This is a genomic window from Amycolatopsis sp. lyj-108, assembly GCF_046549005.1.
Classification (GTDB): domain Bacteria; phylum Actinomycetota; class Actinomycetes; order Mycobacteriales; family Pseudonocardiaceae; genus Amycolatopsis.
On sequence record NZ_JAJPWQ010000014.1, the window covers coordinates 46,106 to 63,446 of the forward strand.

Below are 17,341 nucleotides of genomic sequence, written 5' to 3' on the forward strand. Positions count from 1 at the left end.
GTCTCGGCCGGTGTCGGCCTACTGACCGCGCGCGGACCAGGGGCGTCGGGCCGGAACCGGCGGCCAAGTCACCTCGACGAACCGCGGCCGGTAGATCCGCACGTCGGCGATGTTGTCGGCGTGGTCCAGGCTGTTCACGTTGTACGAGACCACGAGCTTCCCCGGACGGCTCAGCTGCGGATGGGCGGTGGCGTCGTAGACGATGCGCCGGTCACTCGCTTCGGGCGCACGGTGGACGACCCGCGGATCCCGGAACGGGCCGGTCGGCGAACTCGCGGTGTAGGCGAGCATGACGGGGCTGAAGCCGGGGCTGGTGTCCATGGTGATCAGCACGTACTCGCCACCGACGCGGGTCACGGAGAACGCCGTCCCGACCCCGGCGAGCATCCGGGCAGAGTCCTCTTCGTGCGACGACCAGCCTGAGCCGGTCCAGAACCACCAAGGTCCGCGAAGGCCCCCAGCGGGCACTCTGGCGAGCCGGAGATGCCCTTGTTCGGCACCGTAGATGTAGGTGTACCCGCTGTCTTCGAGCAGCTCCGATCCCCACGCGACCTTGTCGCTCACCGGGATCACCAGCAGCTCGGACGGTGTCAGCTCGGGCAGCCGGAAGGTGGCCAGCGACGTCCCGGTGCTCCGGAAGTCGAGGCCGCCGGACCCCGTCGTCCGGTACCGGTTGTAGAGCACCCGCAGGACGTCGCCTTGGACGACTCCGTCGCCGACCCAGTAGTGCTCGGCCGAGCCCGCGAGCCCGATCAATGCCTTCGGGTCGTCGGCGGTGCCGCCGTGCAACGTCTCCCCCAGTGTGCCGTCCGGCCGCTGGACGACCAGGGTGTTGCGGGCGATCGGGCTGTCCGGCGGGCGGCTGTGATCCGGGTTCACCGTGCCGAGGAACGTGTCCGAGAACAGCCACGCGGTGCGTCCGTCCGGCAGCGGCACCGACACCGTGCGATCCCCGCCGGTCCAGTGCCCACCCTGATCGCCGTAGCCGTTCCAGAGCTCGTTCAGTCCCACGCGGGGAACCACGGGCCGCGGCGCCGGCATGATCCCGCTGCTCGCCACCACGGCGCTGAACAGCAAAGCCGCCGCTACGAGAATCCGCGACGCCCGGCGCATCGGATCATGCTAAAGCCACCGTGGTCTTTGTACGAGCCTTGTGCGGCGGATGGTTACGGTCCGCGGCATGTCCTGGAAACTGCTTTCCGTGAGCGTGCTCGCCGCTCTCGTGTGCACCGGATTCGCGACGGCCGAAGCCGCCCCGAAGACCTACTACGTCGATCAGGTCTCCGGCAGCGACACCGCGAGCGGCACTTCGCAGCAGACCCCGTGGAAGTCCTTGGCGAAAGTCTCCGCCGCCACGTTCGCCGCGGGCGACACCGTCCTGTTGCGTCGCGGCAGTGCCTGGTCCGGCGGCCTCACCGTCAAAAGCTCGGGCCTCACGATCGGCGCGTACGGCACCGGCGCGCGGCCGATCGTCAAGGGCGACACCGAAGCGTGTGTCGACCTCGCCGGCAACGACATCGTGGTGAAGGACCTCCAGGTCGGCGTCGCGGCCGACGCGGGACGCTGTTCGTGGGCCGGGGTGAAGGTGTCCGGCGACCGCGACAAGGTGCTGTCGAACCTGATCACCGGCGCCGGCGCGGGCGTGTACATCGCGCCGTCGGCGGAGGGCACCGAGGTCACGCAGAACGACCTGGTCGACAACAATCACATGACCGTCGTGACCCCTGGCGGCAACGACGACTCCGGCGCCTTCGCCATCCTGGTCCAGGGCAACGACTCCGACATCGGCTGGAACCGGATCAGCGGCTCCATCGCGAAAGCCGACGACTTCGGCGGCCTCGACGGCGCGGCGGTCGAGATCTTCTACGGCTCCCGCAACGTCATCCACCACAACATCTCCGAGGACAACGAGACCTTCACCGAACTCGGCACGGACGCGAAGGACCCCGACGGCGTCTCGACCGGCAACGTCTTCGAGTACAACGCGGTCTTCGGCGCCAAGACGCGCGGCGGGATCATCACGCGCGGCGCCGAGGACGGCAACGGGCCGGTGCTCGGCACGGTGTTCCGCAACAACTCGCTCCGGCTCCCGAACGCCGAGGCGGAAGGCTTCGTCTGCTACGGCGGCTGCACGAATCAGATGCTGACGATGACGCAGAACGTCGTCCAGGCCGCGTACAAGGTCGGCTACGCGGACGCGACCTTCACCGCGACCGACCACAACGTGTACTTCGGCGGGCTCCGGCAGTTCACCCCCGGCGCGACGGACAAGGTCGCGGATCCGAAGTTCACCTCGGCCACGAACCTGATCCTCCAGCCGGGAAGCCCGGCGATCGACCTCGGCACCACGAAATACGACGACCGAGACGTCGACGGCAACCCCGTGTACGCGGGTGCGGCGGTGGACGCGGGCGCCTACGAGTTCTCGTGAGTGGTAACGACGGCTGTTCAGGTACCTACAGGTCACGCCGGTCGTGGCTGTCCTGAAGGTCACCTTCAGGACGCTCAACGTCTCAAAGGTGACCTTCAGGACAGCCGGACCCTCTCGCTCACTCACGCCTCCCTGTCCACTGCTCGTGAGTGGTAAGGACGGTTGGACCGTCCTTACCACTCACGAAAGATGGCGCCGAGGCGTCAGTTGTAGATGCGCTGCATGGCGCCCGCCGCGACGAGCCCGTTGGCCCACAGCGAGTTCACCCGCGAGATCTCCTGGGCGTTCGGCGTCGCGTTGGTGCAGGACGGGCCGGGGCCGCCGCCGGACATCAGTTCGGAGCACGGGCCCTGGTAGTTGTCCGGCAGGCCGAGCGCGTGGCCGGTCTCGTGCGCGGCGATCCGCGTCTGGTTGTACTCCCGCGCCTGCGTGTAGTCGATGAAGATGGTGCCGCGGCCGTGGCCGTCGGTCTCGGCGTACGAACCCGAGGGGTCGTTGCCTTCGGTGTAGCGCAGGGTGGCGCCCGACGAGCTCTCCTGCAGCTTCACGTTGGACACCGAGTTGTTCCAGTTCGCCACGCCCGCCTGGATGGCGGCGCGGAAGCTGGGCGCTCCCGAAGCGTCGTAGTAGACCGTGGTAGCCGCAACGGTCTGCTGAGCAGGCTGGACCGCCGCCGTGGCCTGGCCCGCGGTGACCGGGACGGCCAGCAGCGCCAAGCTCACGGACGCGGAGACGAAGAACTTCCTTGCCATGGACCCACTCCTTGTGAGGACAACGGAATGGTTCGTGAATTTAGGAGCCCTGGCCGAGACTCGGCACCAACTTTCGTAGCGTCCGCCAGCTGGTGATTTACCAACACTTTCGCTCTATTGACATGCACGTGTTCGCATACGACCATATTCGACCATGAGTCGGCGTATAGATCGTTATACAGTTTTCGGTTTGTACCAGACTTCGGGGCGGCCGACCTGGCCGTAGCGGGGCTCGCGCTGGGCGAGGCCGTTGTCGGCGAGGTACTCGAGGTAGCGGCGCGCGGTGACACGGGAGGCGCCGATCGCGGTCGCGGCCGCCCCGGCGGAAAGACCGTCCGCGGCCGAGGCGAGGACCTCGGTGATCGCCTCCAGGGTCTGCGAGCTCATCCCCTTCGGCAACGCCTGCCGCTCGGTGGTGCGCAGGGTGCCGAGCGCGCGGTCGATCTCGGCCTGGCCGGTGACCTCGCCCGAAGCGCCGTGGAACTCGGCGTAGCGCTCCAGTTTTTCCCGCAGCGAGGCGAAAGTGAACGGCTTCAGCAGGTACTGCACCACGCCGACCGACACGGCGGCCTTGACCAGCGCCAAGTCCCGCGCCGAGGTCACCGCGATGACGTCGATCGGGAGACCGGCCGCGCGCAGCGACCGGCAGACCGCGAGCCCGTGCGTATCCGGCAGGTAGAAGTCCAGCAGTACCAGGTCGACCGGTTCGCGTTCGCAGAACCGCAACGCGTCGCCGCCGGAATGGACGACACCGGACACGGTGAAACCGGGCATCCGCTCGACGTACACCCGATGCGCGTCCGCGGCCACCGGTTCGTCCTCGACGACCAGCACCTTGATCATCGTGTCGGCTCCTTCGGCGGTGCTTTCAATGGCAAGCGCACAGTGAACACCGCGCCCTCTTCGCGGCCGACGTCGATCGTCCCACTGTGCCGCCGCACCGCCTGACCCACCAGTGCCAAGCCGAGTCCGTGCCCGTCCTCCGGTTTGGTCGACCAGCCGCGCCGGAAGACGTCCTCGACGTCGTCCACACCCGGGCCGGTGTCGGCGACCCGCAGCAGCAGTTCGCCGGGGTCGGAGCGCACGGTGACCTCGACCCCGGGCCGCCCGCCGTCGCCGGCGTTCCCCGCCGCGGCGTCGATCCCGTTGTCGATCAGGTTCCCGAGGATGGTCACCAAGTCTCGCGGCGGGACGCCGGTGTCCGAGTCCTCCATGACCGTGTCGGGCGTGATCGTGAACTCGACACCACGCTCGCTCGCCTCCGCCGCCTTGCCGAGCAGCAACGCCGCGAGCACCGGTTCGGCGACCGCGCCGACCACGCGGTCGGTGAGTTCCTGCGCCAGCGCGAGCTCCTCGGTGGCGAACTCGACGGCCTGTTCGGGGCGGCCGATCTCGACCAGCGAAACGACGGTGTGGAGCCGGTTCGCCGCCTCGTGCGCCTGCGACCGCAGCGCCTCGGCCAGCCCGCGCACCGTCGTCAGTTCCCCGGTCAGCGCCTGGAGTTCCGTGTGATCGCGCAGGATCACGACGGTGCCCATCGCCTTCCCCCGCGCGCGCACCGGCGCCGTGCTGACGACGAGCACCCTGGCCTCGGTGAGGTGGAGTTCGTCGGTGCGCTCCTCCCCCGAGGTGAACGCTTCGACGAGGTCCTCAGGAACGTCCAATGAGGACAGTTCCCGGCCGACAGGGTCGTCGTCGACCCCCAGCAGCGCGCGGGCGCCGTCGTTGCACAGCACCACTCGCCCGTCGCCGCCGACGAGCAGCAGGCCCTCGCGCACGGAATGCAGGACGGCTTCGTGGTACTCGAACAGGTTGCTCAGTTCCTCGGGCGCGATCCCCCTGGTCTGCCGCCGGAGCCGGGCGCTGACCAGGTAACTGCCGATCCCGCCGACCACCAGCACCGCCACCGCGACCCCGATCAGCGGCCACAGCCGTTCCCGCAGTTCGGCGTCGATCGCTTCGACGGTGATGCCGACCGACACCAGCGCGACGACCTGTCCGGCGGCACCGTGCACCGGCACCACGACGCGTTCGGACGGGCCGAGCGAACCGGCGTAGGTCTCCAGGACCCGCGCGCCGCGTTGCGCCTCGCCGATGTTCCCGATGAACGGCTTGCCGATCAGCTCCGGATTCGGGTGCGTGTAGCGGATTCCGTTCTTGTCCATGATGGTCACGAAATCCACGTCCGTATCCGCGCGGACACTCTGCGCGAACGGCTGCAACGTCGAAGTGGGATCCGATGTGGACAATGCGGCCAGTACCCCTGGCGCGTCCGCGACCGCTTCGGCGACCGCGATCACCTTGTCTTCCGCCCGGTGTTCGGTGGCACGGACGGAATCGAGATAGGCGAAGGTCAGCCCCGCCGCGACGAGGACGAAGAGCACGACGAGCTGGAGAATCAGCAGCTGGCGGGCGAGACTGCCGCGTCCGGTCCGGTTCCGCGTCGTCGAGGGCACCCGCTCATACCAGCACACCGCCACCGGCGCCGCCCAGCGCGCCCGGCCGGAATTCCCCGGAAACCATCCGCGCGAACTCAATGAACACAACCGTGACCCAGCTCACCTGCCCGGGTGATAGTGACCGGCAATCCCACGGACACCCCCTGAGCTGGAGGCAAAGGTGCCTACAACGCCCGAAGCGGCGCCGCGTCGCCGAGACAAGATGCACTACCTGTACCTGGCCGTGATCGCGGCGGTCGTCCTCGGCGTCATCGTCGGGTTCGCCGCGCCGGGTCTGGCCAAGGAACTCAAGCCTCTCGGCACCGGTTTCGTCAATCTGATCAAGATGATGATCTCCCCCATCATCTTCTGCACCATCGTGCTCGGCATCGGATCGGTGGCGAAGGCCGCGAAGGTCGGCAAGGTCGGGTTGCTGTCGCTCGGCTACTTCCTGATGATGTCGACGTTCGCGCTCGCGATCGGTCTCGTCGTCGGCAACCTCCTGCACCCTGGCGAGGGCCTGCATCTCGACCCGGCCGCCGCCGCGAAAGCGCACACGCAGGCCGAGGGCGGCGAAGGCTCCGTCGACTTCCTGCTCGGCATCATCCCGACCAGCTTCGGCTCCGCGTTCACCGAAGGCCAGGTGCTGCAGACGCTGCTGGTCGCCCTGCTCGCCGGGTTCGCCGTGCAGAAACTGGGCACGAAGGGCGAGCCGATCCGCCGCGGCATCGAGCACATCCAGCGCCTGGTGTTCCGGATCCTGGCGATGATCATGTGGGCCGCCCCGGTCGGCGCGTTCGGCGCGATCGCCGCCGTGGTCGGAGAGACCGGCTGGGGTGCGCTGCGCAGCCTCGCCGTCATCATGATCGGCTTCTACCTGACCTGCCTGGTGTTCGTGTTCGGCGTGCTCGGTTCGGTGCTGTGGCTCGGCGCGCGGATCAACATCTTCACCCTGCTCCGCTATCTCGGCCGTGAATTCCTGCTGATCCTGTCGACCTCGTCGTCCGAGTCGGCCCTGCCGCGCCTGATCGCGAAGATGGAGCACCTCGGGGTCTCCAAGCCGGTCGTCGGCATCACCGTGCCCACCGGCTACTCGTTCAACCTCGACGGCACGGCCATCTACCTGACCATGGCGACGCTGTTCATCGCGACCGCGCAGGACCAGCCGCTGTCGCTCGGCGAGCAGATCTCCTTGCTGCTGTTCATGATCATCGCGTCGAAGGGCGCCGCGGGTGTCAGTGGCGCCGGCATCGCCACCCTCGCCGGCGGGCTCCAGTCGCACCGGCCGGAACTGGTCGACGGCGTCGGCTTCATCCTCGGCATCGACCGGTTCATGTCCGAGGCTCGCGCGCTGACCAACTTCGCGGGCAACGCCGTGGCGACCGTCCTGGTCGGAACGTGGACCAAGGAGTTCGACCGCGAGCGGGCCAACCAGGTCTTCAGCGGGCAGGCCCCGTTCGACGAAGCCACCCTGATCGACGATCACGTCCCGGATCCCCACGAGGACAGTGACGGGGACAGGGAGAAAGCCGTGGCGCGCGTGTAGCGCACGGCAAGAACGAAACCGCGGTGCGAGGGTCCCCCGTCCTCGCACCGCGGTTTCTTCGTTCCGGCAAACTGAACGCATGCCGGACGCCATCGACCGCTACGTGCTCACGCGGTACTCGAAGCTGCTGCACGGCAACTTCGCCGGGATGATGAGCGGACCCGAACGCGAGCTGTTCCTGCGCGACCTCGTCGAGGACGCCGCGCGGATCACCGACGACGAACTCGAAGAGCTGTTCGAGGCGGACTGGCGGCCGCGGATCACCGCGGCGTGGCTCATCGGCGTCGACCGCCGCACCGCGTGGCGCGGGCGCATCCGGGAACTGTTCCTGGAAAGCGGTTTGGTGTTCGCCGGGCAGGGCTACTGCTTCGCGCTGGCGCGATTCGGCACCATCGCCGACGCCGAGATCCTCGTGTCCTATCTGGACCATTACCTCGCCAGGCCGGACCTGCGTTACGACCAGGAGTGGGCACTCGCGGCCCTGCACCACGTCGACGCCGACCTCACGACCGCGTACACGTCACGCTATCTGCGGCCTGGCGGCCTGTGGGAAAGCTGGTCCGCGAAGAACAGCACGGACCTGCCGTTCCACAAGATGTACTTCGACCTGCTCTGTTCCCACGTCCAGCACGCCGTGCACACGGCAGGCGTCAGGCGCTGACCTTCTCGTCGTAGACGACGCGGGACGCGGCGACCGAGTCGCGGTGGCGCTCGGCCCAGCTCAGCAAGCCGCTCAGCGACGCGTACAGCTCCTTCGCCATCGCCGTGGCCTCGTACTCCACCTTCGGCGGCACCGTCGGATACACGGTGCGCACGAGCAGCCCGTCGCGTTCGAGGTTCCGCAACGTCAGCGTGAGCATCCGCCTGCTGATCCCCTCCACCGACCGCTCCAGTTCGGTGAACCGCACCGGACCGCGCGTGGCCTCCAGCAGGATGCCGATCGCCCATTTGCCGCTGATCCGGTTGATCACCTCGAGCACGGTGCACACCTCGAGTTTTTCCGGGTCGACGACCCTGGCCTGCGCGGTCACATCGGTGTTCCCCTGGGACATGAAAGTGCCTCCTTCCGGCAGGGAACAGAGTCACACAAGATGGGCGCTGTTACAAGTGATGCACCAAGGCATCACCTGGGGAACTCTTCCGAATTGGATTCTTCATGCCACAGCGCGCTCTCGCCCTCGCCGTCCTTTGCGCCGTCTCGCTGATGGTCGTCCTCGACGGCTCGATCGTCGCCGTCGCGCTACCCGCGATCCAGAACGACCTCGGCTTCACACCGTCCACCCTGGCCTGGGTGGTCAACGCCTACCTGATCGCGTTCGCCGGGCTGCTCCTGTTGTCCGGCAGACTGGGCGACCTGCTCGGCCGAAAACGGGTCTTCCTGGCCGGACTCGGCGTGTTCACCCTCGCTTCGCTGCTCTGCGGAATCGCACAGGACCAAACGCAGCTCATCGTGTTCCGCTTCCTGCAGGGCGCGGGCGGTGCGCTCGCGTCGGCCGTGGTGCTCGGCATGATCACCACCCTCTACCCGGAACCGCGGGCGCGGGCGAAGGCCATCGGCGTCTACAGCTTCACCCAGGCCGCGGGCTCGTCGATCGGGCTCATCGCGGGCGGCACGCTCACCCAGCTGCTCGACTGGCACTGGACGTTCTTCGTCAACCTGCCGATCGGCGCGGTCGCGCTCGTGCTGGCCGTCCGGCTGCTCGCGGACGACCGAGGATCCGGCCTGCGCGGCGGCACCGACGTCACCGGCGCCGGACTGGTCACCGGCGGACTGATGCTGCTGGTCTACACGATCGTCAAGGCCGAGGAGTACACCTGGGCCGATGCCCGCACGCTCGGGCTGCTCGCGGCGTCGCTGCTGCTGCTCGCCGGATTCGTGCTCCGGCAAGCGAAGGCGCGTCAACCGTTGCTGCCGCTGCGGATCTTCCGAATCCGGGCGGTGTCCGGGGCGAACACGGTGATGGTCCTGATGGTCGCCGGGCTGTTCGGCTTCCAGTTCATCACCGCGCTCTACCTGCAGCGCGTGCTCCGGCTCGACGCGCTGAGCACCGGGTTCGCCTTCCTGCCCGCCCCGCTCGCGATCGCGGTGATGTCGCTGGTCTTCGCCGAGCGGCTGAATCACCGCTTCGGGGCGCGAACGGTGCTCGTCACCGGGCTTTCGCTGGTCGCGCTGGCGCTCGGCTTCCTCGCCACCGTCGAGGCGGACGGGAACTACGCGACGGACGTCCTGCCCGCGCTCGTCCTGATGGGCGTCGGGTTCGGCGCGGCGATGCCGGCGCTGATGGGACAGGCGATGTCCGGTGTCACCCCCGCCGACACCGGGGTCGCTTCGGGGCTGATCAACACCACGCAGCAGATCGGCGCGGCGATCGGGACGGCGGTGCTCGCGACCGCCGCCGCGTCCCGCACCGGATCGCTACTGGCCGAAGGCACCATGATGGCCGAAGCGCTCACAAGCGGCTACAGGACCGCGTACGCGTTGAGCGCCGGGCTGCTCGCTCTCGCCGTCTTCGTCGCGGCCGTGGCTTTGCGTGCTCGAAAGGCTCAGGAACTGATCGTCGCGTAAGCCCATTCGGAGACCTCGCCGCCGAGCCGCACCTCGGCGGCGCCTCCGGGTTTCCAGATCCCGCTGCCGCCGAACGCGGCCATCCCGCCGGTCTTGCCTGAATACTGGGAAAGCACGACCCACATCCCATACCCGGCCGCGACGCCGACCTGGTCGAGCAGCCGCTGTTCCTGGCCCTCACCGAAGAGTGCGCTGAGGACGTACACCTCGGCTCCGGCCTCGGCGAGTTCCCTGGGGTGGTCCGGATTCGCGGCGTCGAGACAGATCGCGAGGCCGAGGCGCCTGCCGCCGACCTCGATGATCACCCGGCGATCGCCCGGTTCGAACAGCTCTTCCTCGCTGTTGTGCAGATTGCGTTTCGCATAGGTGGCAACGGTTTCCCCGTTCGGTCCGAGGACGAGCGAACCGATGTACCGCCTCCCGTCCTCCACGAGCGGGAGACCGATGACGGCGTGGACACTACTTGCCCGGCACGCCTCCCGAAGCGGATCGAGGCGGGGGTCGTCCTGGGACAGCCACAGGCCGGGGTCGGCGGCGAGCGCCTCGAACTCCAAGCCGGTCAGGGAAAGTTCGGGGAAGACACAGAGATCGGCTTCCGCGATCCGGAGGAGCCTCGCGTGCTCGGCGATGTTCGCGGAAAGATCCGCGGGGACGGTGAACGGCTGCACGATCGCGACACGCATGGCGCGAGCCTAACCTGTGGACGTCCCCAGATACCCCCGTAATCCGTTTTGCCCTCGTCGCATCATGAGCGCGTGGTTGATCCGGAAAACCGGCCTCGCGACACGGTCGAGCTTGCGCAGCAACGGTTTCCGTGCCTCGACCTCCTGGGTGATGTCCAGCCTGGTGCCGCTTTCCACCGCGACGAGAGCGCCGGCCAGCGTCCCTTCCAGATCACCGCTGAGCAGGACCCGGACCCGGCCCTCCCGTTCGTCCTGCCGATCTCGGTGCATCCGCACGGTCAACGCGTACGGCAGCCTGGACCGGCAAACGAGCTCGGCGGTGTCCTCGTCGACCTGGCTGACCGAACGGACGTCACGCCACCACAGCGGATAAGCGGCCAGGTCGACGACGGCGTCGAACACCGCCTGGGGTGAGGCGGGGAGCAGCCACGTGTCGCGGAAGCGGTACCAACCGCCTCCGCGACCCGTGAGCGAACCCGTCATACCTCCGCCGACACCAGGTTCCGGCCGTCCATGGTCACGACCTCGACCGAGGCCACGTCGTCGGGGGCGACCAGTGCCGAACCGTCGACCCCGGTGCCCTCGCGCTGTCCCTTCTCCGAAACGAGCCAGCTGCCGGCGTTGACCCGCTCGCCGCTCCTGGTCACCACGACGAGCGCACATTTCTCGCCTTCGCGGACCCCTGTCGCCTTGGCGTGGAGCCGTACCCAGCCCGCGGCCGGGACCACCCGGACCGCCAGCTGTACTCCGGTGATCCGGTTGGTGGCCGCGAGATCGCGGGTGCCCGGCACCGGGGCGGTCACCGCGGGCACCGGCAGGGCCACCGTCGACGGCTCCGGTGTGCTCTGCCTGCCGACCAGCACCCCGGCGCCCAGCGCCACGACGACCAGTACGGCCGCACCGGCCACGGCGAGGAACCGGCGAGGCTTCCGCTCCTGCGCGCCTTCTTCGTCGCGGACCTGACGCAACGTGCGCTGCAGCAGCAGATCACCGCCGTCGGGAGGACCTTCGAGAAACGCCTCCGGCGGCACTTCGTCGAGGTCATACCGCAGCTCCGACAGCTCGCGAACCTCACGACGGCACGTGGCACAGTTCGCCAGATGTGTCTCGAAAGTGGCCGCTTCCGCCGGGGTCAGCCCACCGAGGACGTAGGCGGCGAGCTGGCCCTGGTCATGTCCGACCGCACTCATCGCGCCACCTCCTTCCCTGGTCCCGACATCACGGCTCTGAGCGCCCGTAACGCGTAATAAGATCTCGACTTAACGGTACCCGGGGCCACGCCCAGGGATCTCGCCGCTTCGGCCACCGTGCGGCCCCGGTAGTAGATCTCCACCAGTACCTCACGATGTTCCGTGGAGAGGCCGTCCATCGCCCCGAGCACGGCCATGGAGTCCACGACGCTCTGCGCGTGGTCCCGCTCCACCGCCGGGGTGGGCACGCCTTCCTCCGGCTCCGCCACTTCCGGCGGCCGTGCCGCCCTGGCCCGCGCGCGGTCGGTGATGATGTTCCGGGCGACCGTGAGCAGCCAGCCCCGCACCGATCCCTTCGCGTCGTTCTGCAGGTCTTCGGCGTGTTTCCAGGCCCGGACCAGTGTCTCCTGCACGACGTCCTCCGCGGCCGCGCGGTCCCCGGTCAGCCTCGTCGCGTACGCCAGCAGGCTTCGCCCGTGTTCGGCGTACAAGTGCCGGACCAAGTCCTCGCCTTTGGCCTTTTTGGGCCGCCAGCCTCCGATCGCCACTCGCGTCCTCCCGACGGTCTTCTGGGTCGGCGAGGACAGTACTGCAACCCGCATGGGCAGAGTGGATCGTTCGGCGCGCGCCGCGATCGAACTGTGCATCGGCACCGGCCTCTCCTCGGTTCTCCATGGCCGCCTCCTCTTGCCTCCCACACGGACGGCATCGCGGAACGGTTCACCCGGGGCCTTGTCGATCACCGGACGCGCTCGTATGCTGACGCCTCCGGATTCCGCCGCCGCCTGATTCCCGGGAGGGTTCGAGGCGTGCCAAGGAAACTCGCGGCCGTTCTGCTGGCCGTCGCTTTCGTGTCGGGATGCGGGGAGGAACCCGGTTTCAGCGCGACGCTGACCGATCCGGTGAACGTCGACCTGAGCTGGCCCGACGACGATCCGAACGTCGCGGGGCGGATCGTCGAGTACACCACCGATCCGCACGGCGAGTACACGATCCTGCGGTTCGTGCCGCCGCGGCAGACGACCTACCGGCATCCGGACCTGATGCCGGAAACGCGGTTCTACTACCGGATCCGGCCGTTCTACGGCGCCGTGTCGGACGCCGTCACCGTCTCCGGCCCCGCTACTCCGGCCGCGTCCGGGCCCGCCGGGTCACTGCGGGCGGGTGACCGATCGGCCGCGCCGGCCTCGTTCCGTGCCGAACCCGCGCCGGAGGAGATGGTGCGGTTCGGCTGGACGGACCACTCCACCGACGAGGACGGTTTCCTCGTGGAGATCAAGAAACCCGGCGCGGCCGAGTTCGTACCGGTCGAGGTCTCGGATCCGGGGACGACGTCGGCCGGGCTCGCTTCGATGCCGGGCGAGGAGGGCGCTTCGTACCGGCTGCGCGCGTTCTACTACGGGCCGGCCTCGCCGGTGCTGGACCGGACCACGGGGAAGGGGTAGTTCTCCCTCCGGATGCTATGAAAGGTCCTTTCCTTGCAAATTTTGCAAGGAAAGGACCTTTCATAGCATTGGTGACTCAGGCGAGAACGGTCTTCAAGAACTGCCCGGTGTAGCTCTCCTCGACCGAAGCGACATACTCCGGCGTGCCCTCCGCGATCACGGTGCCACCGCCGGAACCACCCTCGGGGCCCATGTCGATGATCCAGTCCGAGGTCTTGATGACGTCGAGGTTGTGCTCGATGACGATCACCGTGTTGCCCTTGTCCACCAGGCCGTTGATCACGCCGATCAGCTTGCTGATGTCCTCGAAGTGCAGACCGGTGGTCGGCTCGTCGAGGATGTACACCGTCTTGCCGGTGGACCGCTTCTGCAGCTCGCTGGCGAGCTTGACGCGCTGCGCCTCACCGCCCGACAGCGTCGGCGCGGGCTGCCCGAGCCGGACGTAGCCGAGGCCGACGTCGACGAGCGTCGCGAGGTGCCGGTGGATCGCCTTGATCGGCTCGAAGAACTCGGCCGCCTCCTCGATCGGCATGTTCAGCACGTCCGCGACGGTCCTGCCCTTGTAGTGCACCTCGAGGGTTTCGCGGTTGTACCGGTCGCCCTTGCAGACCTCACACGGGACGTAGACGTCCGGCAGGAAGTTCATCTCGATCTTGATCGTGCCGTCACCGGCGCAGGCCTCGCATCGGCCGCCCTTGACGTTGAAGGAGAACCGGCCCTGCTGGTAGCCGCGCACCTTCGCCTCGGTGGTCGCGGCGAACAGCTTGCGCACGTGGTCCCAGACGCCGGTGTACGTCGCCGGGTTGGACCGCGGGGTGCGGCCGATCGGCGACTGGTCGACGCGGACCAGCTTGTCGACGCCCGCCAGCCCGTTCACCCGGGTGTGACGGCCAGGGACCTGACGCGCGCCGTTGAGCTTGTTCGCCAGCACGGTCGCGAGGATGTCGTTGACCAGCGTGGACTTCCCGGAACCCGAGACACCGGTGACCGACACGAGGCAGCCGAGCGGGAACGACACGTCGAGCCCGCGCAGGTTGTGCTCGCGCGCGCCGACGACGGTCAGCTGACGCTTCTTGTCGATCGGGCGCCGGATCGCCGGGATCTCGATCTTGCTGCGGCCCGAAAGGTACGCGCCGGTGATCGAGTCCTTGTTCCGCAGGAGCTTCTTGTACGGTCCACTGTGGACGATGTGACCGCCGTGCTCGCCGGCACCGGGGCCGATGTCGACCACCCAGTCGCTGGAGCGGATGGTGTCCTCGTCGTGCTCGACGACGATCAGCGTGTTGCCGAGGTCACGCAGCCGGACCAGCGTCTCGATCAACCGGTGGTTGTCCCGCTGGTGCAGCCCGATCGACGGCTCGTCCAGCACGTACAGCACGCCGACCAGACCGGAACCGATCTGCGTGGCGAGCCGGATGCGCTGTGCCTCGCCGCCGGACAGCGTCCCGGAAGCGCGGTCGAGTGAGAGGTAGTTGAGCCCGACGTCGAGGAGGAAACGCAGCCGCGCCTGAATCTCCTTCAGCACCGCGCCGGCGATCACCGTCTCGCGTTTGCCGAGCTCCAGCTCGTCGAGGAACTGCGACGCCTCCGCGATCGAGAGGGCGCAGACCTCGGCGATCGACCGGTCGCCCTGCGTCTTGTGCTCCAGGGTGACGGCGAGGATCTCCGGCTTGAGCCGCGTGCCCTGACAGGCCGGGCACGGCACCTCGCGCATGTAACCCTCGTACCGCTCACGCATGTACTCGGACTCTGTCTGCTCCTGGCGCCGCTCGAGGAACGGGATGACACCCTCGAAGGCCGCGTAGTACGAACGCTGGCGGCCGTAGCGGTTCTTGTAGCGGACGTGGACCTGCTCATCGACGCCGTGCAGAACGGCCTTCTGCACCTTCGCCGGCAACTTGCGCCACGGGGTGTCCATCCGGAAGCCGATGGTCTCCGAAAGCGATTCGAGCAGGCGGATGAAGTAGTCCGCGCTCTGGCCGCCCGCCCACGGCGCGATGGCGCCCTCACCGAGGGACATCTCGTCGTCCGGGACCACGAGCTCCGGGTCGACCTCCTTGCGGACGCCGATACCGCTGCACTCGGGGCAGGCGCCGTAGGGCGCGTTGAAGGAGAACGACCGCGGCTCCAGGTCCTCGATCGCCAGCGGGTGGCCGTTGGGGCAGGCCAGGTTCTCGGAGAACCCGCGCACGCGATGCGGGTCGTTCTCCGGCAGGTCGACGAAGTCGAGCTCGATCAGGCCGTCGGCCAGCCGGAGCGCCGTCTCGACCGAGTCGGTGAGCCGCTGCCGCGAACCGGTCTTCACCGAGAGCCTGTCGATGATGACGGCGATCTGGTGCTTTTCCTGCTTCTTCAGCTTCGGCGGGTCGGTGAGCGGGTGGATCGTCCCGTCGACAACGACGCGTGCGTAGCCCTGCTGCTGCAGGTTCTCGAAGAGGTCGAGGTACTCCCCCTTGCGCCCGCGCACGACCGGCGCGAGCACCTGGAAGCGAGTGCCCTCTTCCATCGCGAGCACCTGGTCGACGATCTGCTGCGGGGTCTGCTTGCTGATCGCCTCGCCGCACTGCGGGCAGTGCGCCTTGCCGGCGCGGGCGTAGAGCAGACGCAGGTAGTCGTAGACCTCGGTGATCGTGCCGACGGTCGAACGCGGGTTGCGCGAGGTGGACTTCTGGTCGATCGACACCGCGGGCGACAGGCCCTCGATGAAGTCGACGTCCGGCTTGTCCATCTGGCCGAGGAACTGGCGCGCGTACGCCGACAGCGACTCGACGTACCGGCGCTGCCCTTCGGCGAAGATGGTGTCGAAGGCGAGGCTCGACTTTCCGGACCCGGACAGACCGGTGAACACGATCAGGCTGTCGCGGGGCAGGTCGAGATCCACACCGCGGAGGTTGTGCTCGCGGGCGCCGCGAACAACGAGGCGATCAGCCACGCCAGGGTCCCTTCAGGTTTCATTCTCAGCTGCGGTCGCCGACCCGGTCGATAGCTGCACGGGCGGCCGCCTCCATGCTACGAGGCACCACCGACAGAAACTGGTTCCGAGTCTTTGACCTGCGGTTTTCCAGGCTTATCGCGTCGATCCCGGCGAGCGGTGAGCCACCGGTGAACCGGTCGTTCCACGCCCGCGGTGATCGCCCAGCCCCCGAATACGGCGGCGGCCAGCACGATGGGGAGACGCAGCCAGCCGGGGACACCGACGTTCAGCAGGGCACGGGCCAGGATGTAACCGAGTTCCTGGTGCACCAGATAAAGACCATACGAGATGCCCGCGAGCCAGGTGACAGCCGGGGCGATCCGGGACAGACCGGGGAACCGCCAGTCCGGCCCGCGCGCGGCCAGGCACACCAGCAGCAGCATGATCGCGAACCCGACCGCCGACGGCCAGCGCTCGGGATCGTTCGGCAGGGCCTGATGGAACGGGAAGACCTGCAGATCCTGCGCCGCGCAGGCGGCGAGCACGAACAGCACGAGATGCCAGTGCGCCAGCCGTCGTTTCGCCCACAGCCAGATCGCGATCCCGATCGCGAAGACATGCACACGATGCAGGCCGAGCCCGTAGTAGAAGGTCTCGACGAGCTTCGGCGTGGAAACCGGGTCGAATACGGCGAACCGGATGACCAGCGGGACCAGGATCAGCGCCCACAGCAGCCCGACGGTGAGCCGATAGGTGCGCCACCGGCGCGGCCACAGCAGGGCCGCGGCGGTGAACGCGACGAGCTGGACCGGCAGCGTCCAATAGGCGCCGTCGAGGTAGTAGAAGAGTTCGTACCGCCAGCCCCATTCCTGGACCATGCCCAGGTTGGCGAGCAGATCGGCGCCGGTGGGGACGTACCAGGGCGACGGATCGGACGGCGGACCGTGCGGAACGCCGAACAGGAATCCGGTGAGGCCAGGCGGGAACGGCAGACCGCTGAACCGGATCGTCGCGTACCGGGCGATGACGTAAGTGACGAGCACCGCCACCAAGTACGCGGGCACCAGCCGTGCGACCCGGTTCCACAGCCACCGCCCCGGCCGCCCCTTGCGGAGGCTCGCGCAGACGAAGAACGCGGAAATCACCAAAAGGATGGCCGCGCCGAACTGAGCGGTTACCCGAAAGGGGTACCCCACCAGTTCCGGGTGCAGAAGTGCCCCCTGATGGGTGACGTGCCCGAGCATGACCGCGAAGACGGCCACAACGCGAAGGACGTCCCAGCTGATCTTGCGCGGGGCGCGTGGCGAGGCGTCGGGCACGAGCGTCCTGTGGTTCGGCTGGCGGGGCGACGCGAGCCTACGTCCTGCCCCTGTGCG

Annotated in this window: 16 protein-coding genes; 5 read left to right on the forward strand and 11 right to left on the reverse strand. The window is 68.2% G+C overall.

Annotated elements, in window-relative coordinates:
- Nucleotides 1-18: 18 nt before the first annotated feature.
- Entirely contained in the window at nucleotides 19-1,113 is a 1,095-nt protein-coding gene (locus ACLJO0_RS37355) for a DUF5005 domain-containing protein (protein WP_410584067.1), read from the reverse strand.
- Nucleotides 1,114-1,180: 67 nt separating this feature from the next.
- On the opposite strand from ACLJO0_RS37355, the gene ACLJO0_RS37360 reads away from it, so the two are divergent.
- On the forward strand, nucleotides 1,181-2,431 hold the full coding sequence (locus ACLJO0_RS37360; protein WP_410584069.1) for a choice-of-anchor Q domain-containing protein: 1,251 nt from the start codon (nucleotides 1,181-1,183) through the stop codon (nucleotides 2,429-2,431).
- 203 nt (nucleotides 2,432-2,634) lie between these two features.
- Here ACLJO0_RS37360 and ACLJO0_RS37365 read toward each other — a convergent pair whose 3' ends face one another.
- The 3 genes from ACLJO0_RS37365 to ACLJO0_RS37375 form a co-directional block, all read right to left on the reverse strand.
- Nucleotides 2,635-3,183, reverse strand: coding sequence for a snapalysin family zinc-dependent metalloprotease (locus ACLJO0_RS37365; RefSeq protein WP_410584071.1), 549 nt, complete (start codon nucleotides 3,181-3,183; stop codon nucleotides 2,635-2,637).
- Between the two features lie 174 nt (nucleotides 3,184-3,357).
- A complete protein-coding gene (locus ACLJO0_RS37370; protein ID WP_125795380.1) occupies nucleotides 3,358-4,026 on the reverse strand; it encodes a response regulator in 669 nt (222 codons plus the stop codon).
- Nucleotides 4,023-5,639 (reverse strand): ATP-binding protein, encoded by a 1,617-nt coding sequence (locus tag ACLJO0_RS37375; protein ID WP_410584073.1) that lies wholly within the window; start codon nucleotides 5,637-5,639, stop codon nucleotides 4,023-4,025. Before ACLJO0_RS37375 ends, ACLJO0_RS37370 begins: the two co-directional genes overlap by 4 nt.
- A gap of 205 nt (nucleotides 5,640-5,844) precedes the next feature.
- On the opposite strand from ACLJO0_RS37375, the gene ACLJO0_RS37380 reads away from it, so the two are divergent.
- Entirely contained in the window at nucleotides 5,845-7,167 is a 1,323-nt protein-coding gene (locus ACLJO0_RS37380; protein WP_410584507.1) for a cation:dicarboxylate symporter family transporter, read from the forward strand.
- Nucleotides 7,168-7,246: 79 nt separating this feature from the next.
- Nucleotides 7,247-7,828 (forward strand): DUF6000 family protein, encoded by a 582-nt coding sequence (locus ACLJO0_RS37385; protein WP_410584075.1) that lies wholly within the window; start codon nucleotides 7,247-7,249, stop codon nucleotides 7,826-7,828.
- Here the strand turns inward: ACLJO0_RS37385 and ACLJO0_RS37390 are convergent.
- Nucleotides 7,818-8,219, reverse strand: coding sequence for a winged helix-turn-helix transcriptional regulator (locus ACLJO0_RS37390; RefSeq protein WP_410584077.1), 402 nt, complete (start codon nucleotides 8,217-8,219; stop codon nucleotides 7,818-7,820). The two genes, ACLJO0_RS37385 and ACLJO0_RS37390, sit on opposite strands and share 11 nt — an antisense overlap.
- A 104-nt stretch (nucleotides 8,220-8,323) precedes the next feature.
- Between ACLJO0_RS37390 and ACLJO0_RS37395 the strand changes: the two genes are divergently transcribed.
- Nucleotides 8,324-9,733, forward strand: coding sequence for an MFS transporter (locus ACLJO0_RS37395; RefSeq protein ID WP_410584079.1), 1,410 nt, complete (start codon nucleotides 8,324-8,326; stop codon nucleotides 9,731-9,733).
- On the opposite strand, the gene ACLJO0_RS37400 is transcribed toward ACLJO0_RS37395, so the two are convergent.
- The 4 genes from ACLJO0_RS37400 to ACLJO0_RS37415 are packed head-to-tail and all read right to left on the reverse strand — an operon-like array spanning nucleotide 9,712 to nucleotide 12,154.
- Entirely contained in the window at nucleotides 9,712-10,416 is a 705-nt protein-coding gene (locus tag ACLJO0_RS37400; protein WP_410584081.1) for a carbon-nitrogen hydrolase family protein, read from the reverse strand. The genes ACLJO0_RS37395 and ACLJO0_RS37400 overlap by 22 nt on opposite strands.
- 9 nt (nucleotides 10,417-10,425) lie before the next feature.
- Nucleotides 10,426-10,899 carry an SRPBCC family protein gene (locus ACLJO0_RS37405; protein WP_410584083.1) on the reverse strand — a complete coding sequence of 158 codons (474 nt, stop codon included), beginning with the start codon at nucleotides 10,897-10,899 and terminating at the stop codon, nucleotides 10,426-10,428.
- A complete protein-coding gene (locus tag ACLJO0_RS37410; protein ID WP_410584085.1) occupies nucleotides 10,896-11,606 on the reverse strand; it encodes an anti-sigma factor family protein in 711 nt (236 codons plus the stop codon). Before ACLJO0_RS37410 ends, ACLJO0_RS37405 begins: the two co-directional genes overlap by 4 nt.
- Nucleotides 11,603-12,154: a sigma-70 family RNA polymerase sigma factor gene (locus ACLJO0_RS37415; protein ID WP_199746609.1), complete on the reverse strand. Its 552-nt coding sequence runs from the start codon at nucleotides 12,152-12,154 to the stop codon at nucleotides 11,603-11,605. Before ACLJO0_RS37415 ends, ACLJO0_RS37410 begins: the two co-directional genes overlap by 4 nt.
- 261 nt (nucleotides 12,155-12,415) lie before the next feature.
- Between ACLJO0_RS37415 and ACLJO0_RS37420 the strand changes: the two genes are divergently transcribed.
- Nucleotides 12,416-13,051 carry a fibronectin type III domain-containing protein gene (locus tag ACLJO0_RS37420; protein WP_410584087.1) on the forward strand — a complete coding sequence of 212 codons (636 nt, stop codon included), beginning with the start codon at nucleotides 12,416-12,418 and terminating at the stop codon, nucleotides 13,049-13,051.
- Between the two features lie 76 nt (nucleotides 13,052-13,127).
- Here the strand turns inward: ACLJO0_RS37420 and uvrA are convergent, their stop codons facing one another.
- Nucleotides 13,128-15,983, reverse strand: a complete 2,856-nt coding sequence (uvrA, locus tag ACLJO0_RS37425; RefSeq protein WP_410584089.1) for an excinuclease ABC subunit UvrA — start codon at nucleotides 15,981-15,983, stop codon at nucleotides 13,128-13,130.
- 77 nt (nucleotides 15,984-16,060) lie between these two features.
- Nucleotides 16,061-17,284, reverse strand: coding sequence for an acyltransferase family protein (locus ACLJO0_RS37430; RefSeq protein ID WP_410584091.1), 1,224 nt, complete (start codon nucleotides 17,282-17,284; stop codon nucleotides 16,061-16,063).
- Nucleotides 17,285-17,341 lie beyond the last annotated feature (57 nt).

Bases quoted from the DNA above. Each gene is read 5' to 3' on its own strand.
- ACLJO0_RS37380 (WP_410584507.1), top strand. From the start codon at position 5,845: ATGCACTACCTGTACCTGGCCGTGATCGCGGCGGTCGTCCTCGGCGTC.
- ACLJO0_RS37405 (WP_410584083.1), bottom strand. From the start codon at position 10,899: ATGACGGGTTCGCTCACGGGTCGCGGAGGCGGTTGGTACCGCTTCCGC.
- ACLJO0_RS37400 (WP_410584081.1), bottom strand. From the start codon at position 10,416: ATGCGTGTCGCGATCGTGCAGCCGTTCACCGTCCCCGCGGATCTTTCC.
- ACLJO0_RS37370 (WP_125795380.1), bottom strand. From the start codon at position 4,026: ATGATCAAGGTGCTGGTCGTCGAGGACGAACCGGTGGCCGCGGACGCG.
- ACLJO0_RS37360 (WP_410584069.1), top strand. From the start codon at position 1,181: ATGTCCTGGAAACTGCTTTCCGTGAGCGTGCTCGCCGCTCTCGTGTGC.
- ACLJO0_RS37355 (WP_410584067.1), bottom strand. From the start codon at position 1,113: ATGCGCCGGGCGTCGCGGATTCTCGTAGCGGCGGCTTTGCTGTTCAGC.
- ACLJO0_RS37390 (WP_410584077.1), bottom strand. From the start codon at position 8,219: ATGTCCCAGGGGAACACCGATGTGACCGCGCAGGCCAGGGTCGTCGAC.
- ACLJO0_RS37410 (WP_410584085.1), bottom strand. From the start codon at position 11,606: ATGAGTGCGGTCGGACATGACCAGGGCCAGCTCGCCGCCTACGTCCTC.
- ACLJO0_RS37395 (WP_410584079.1), top strand. From the start codon at position 8,324: ATGCCACAGCGCGCTCTCGCCCTCGCCGTCCTTTGCGCCGTCTCGCTG.
- ACLJO0_RS37385 (WP_410584075.1), top strand. From the start codon at position 7,247: ATGCCGGACGCCATCGACCGCTACGTGCTCACGCGGTACTCGAAGCTG.
- ACLJO0_RS37365 (WP_410584071.1), bottom strand. From the start codon at position 3,183: ATGGCAAGGAAGTTCTTCGTCTCCGCGTCCGTGAGCTTGGCGCTGCTG.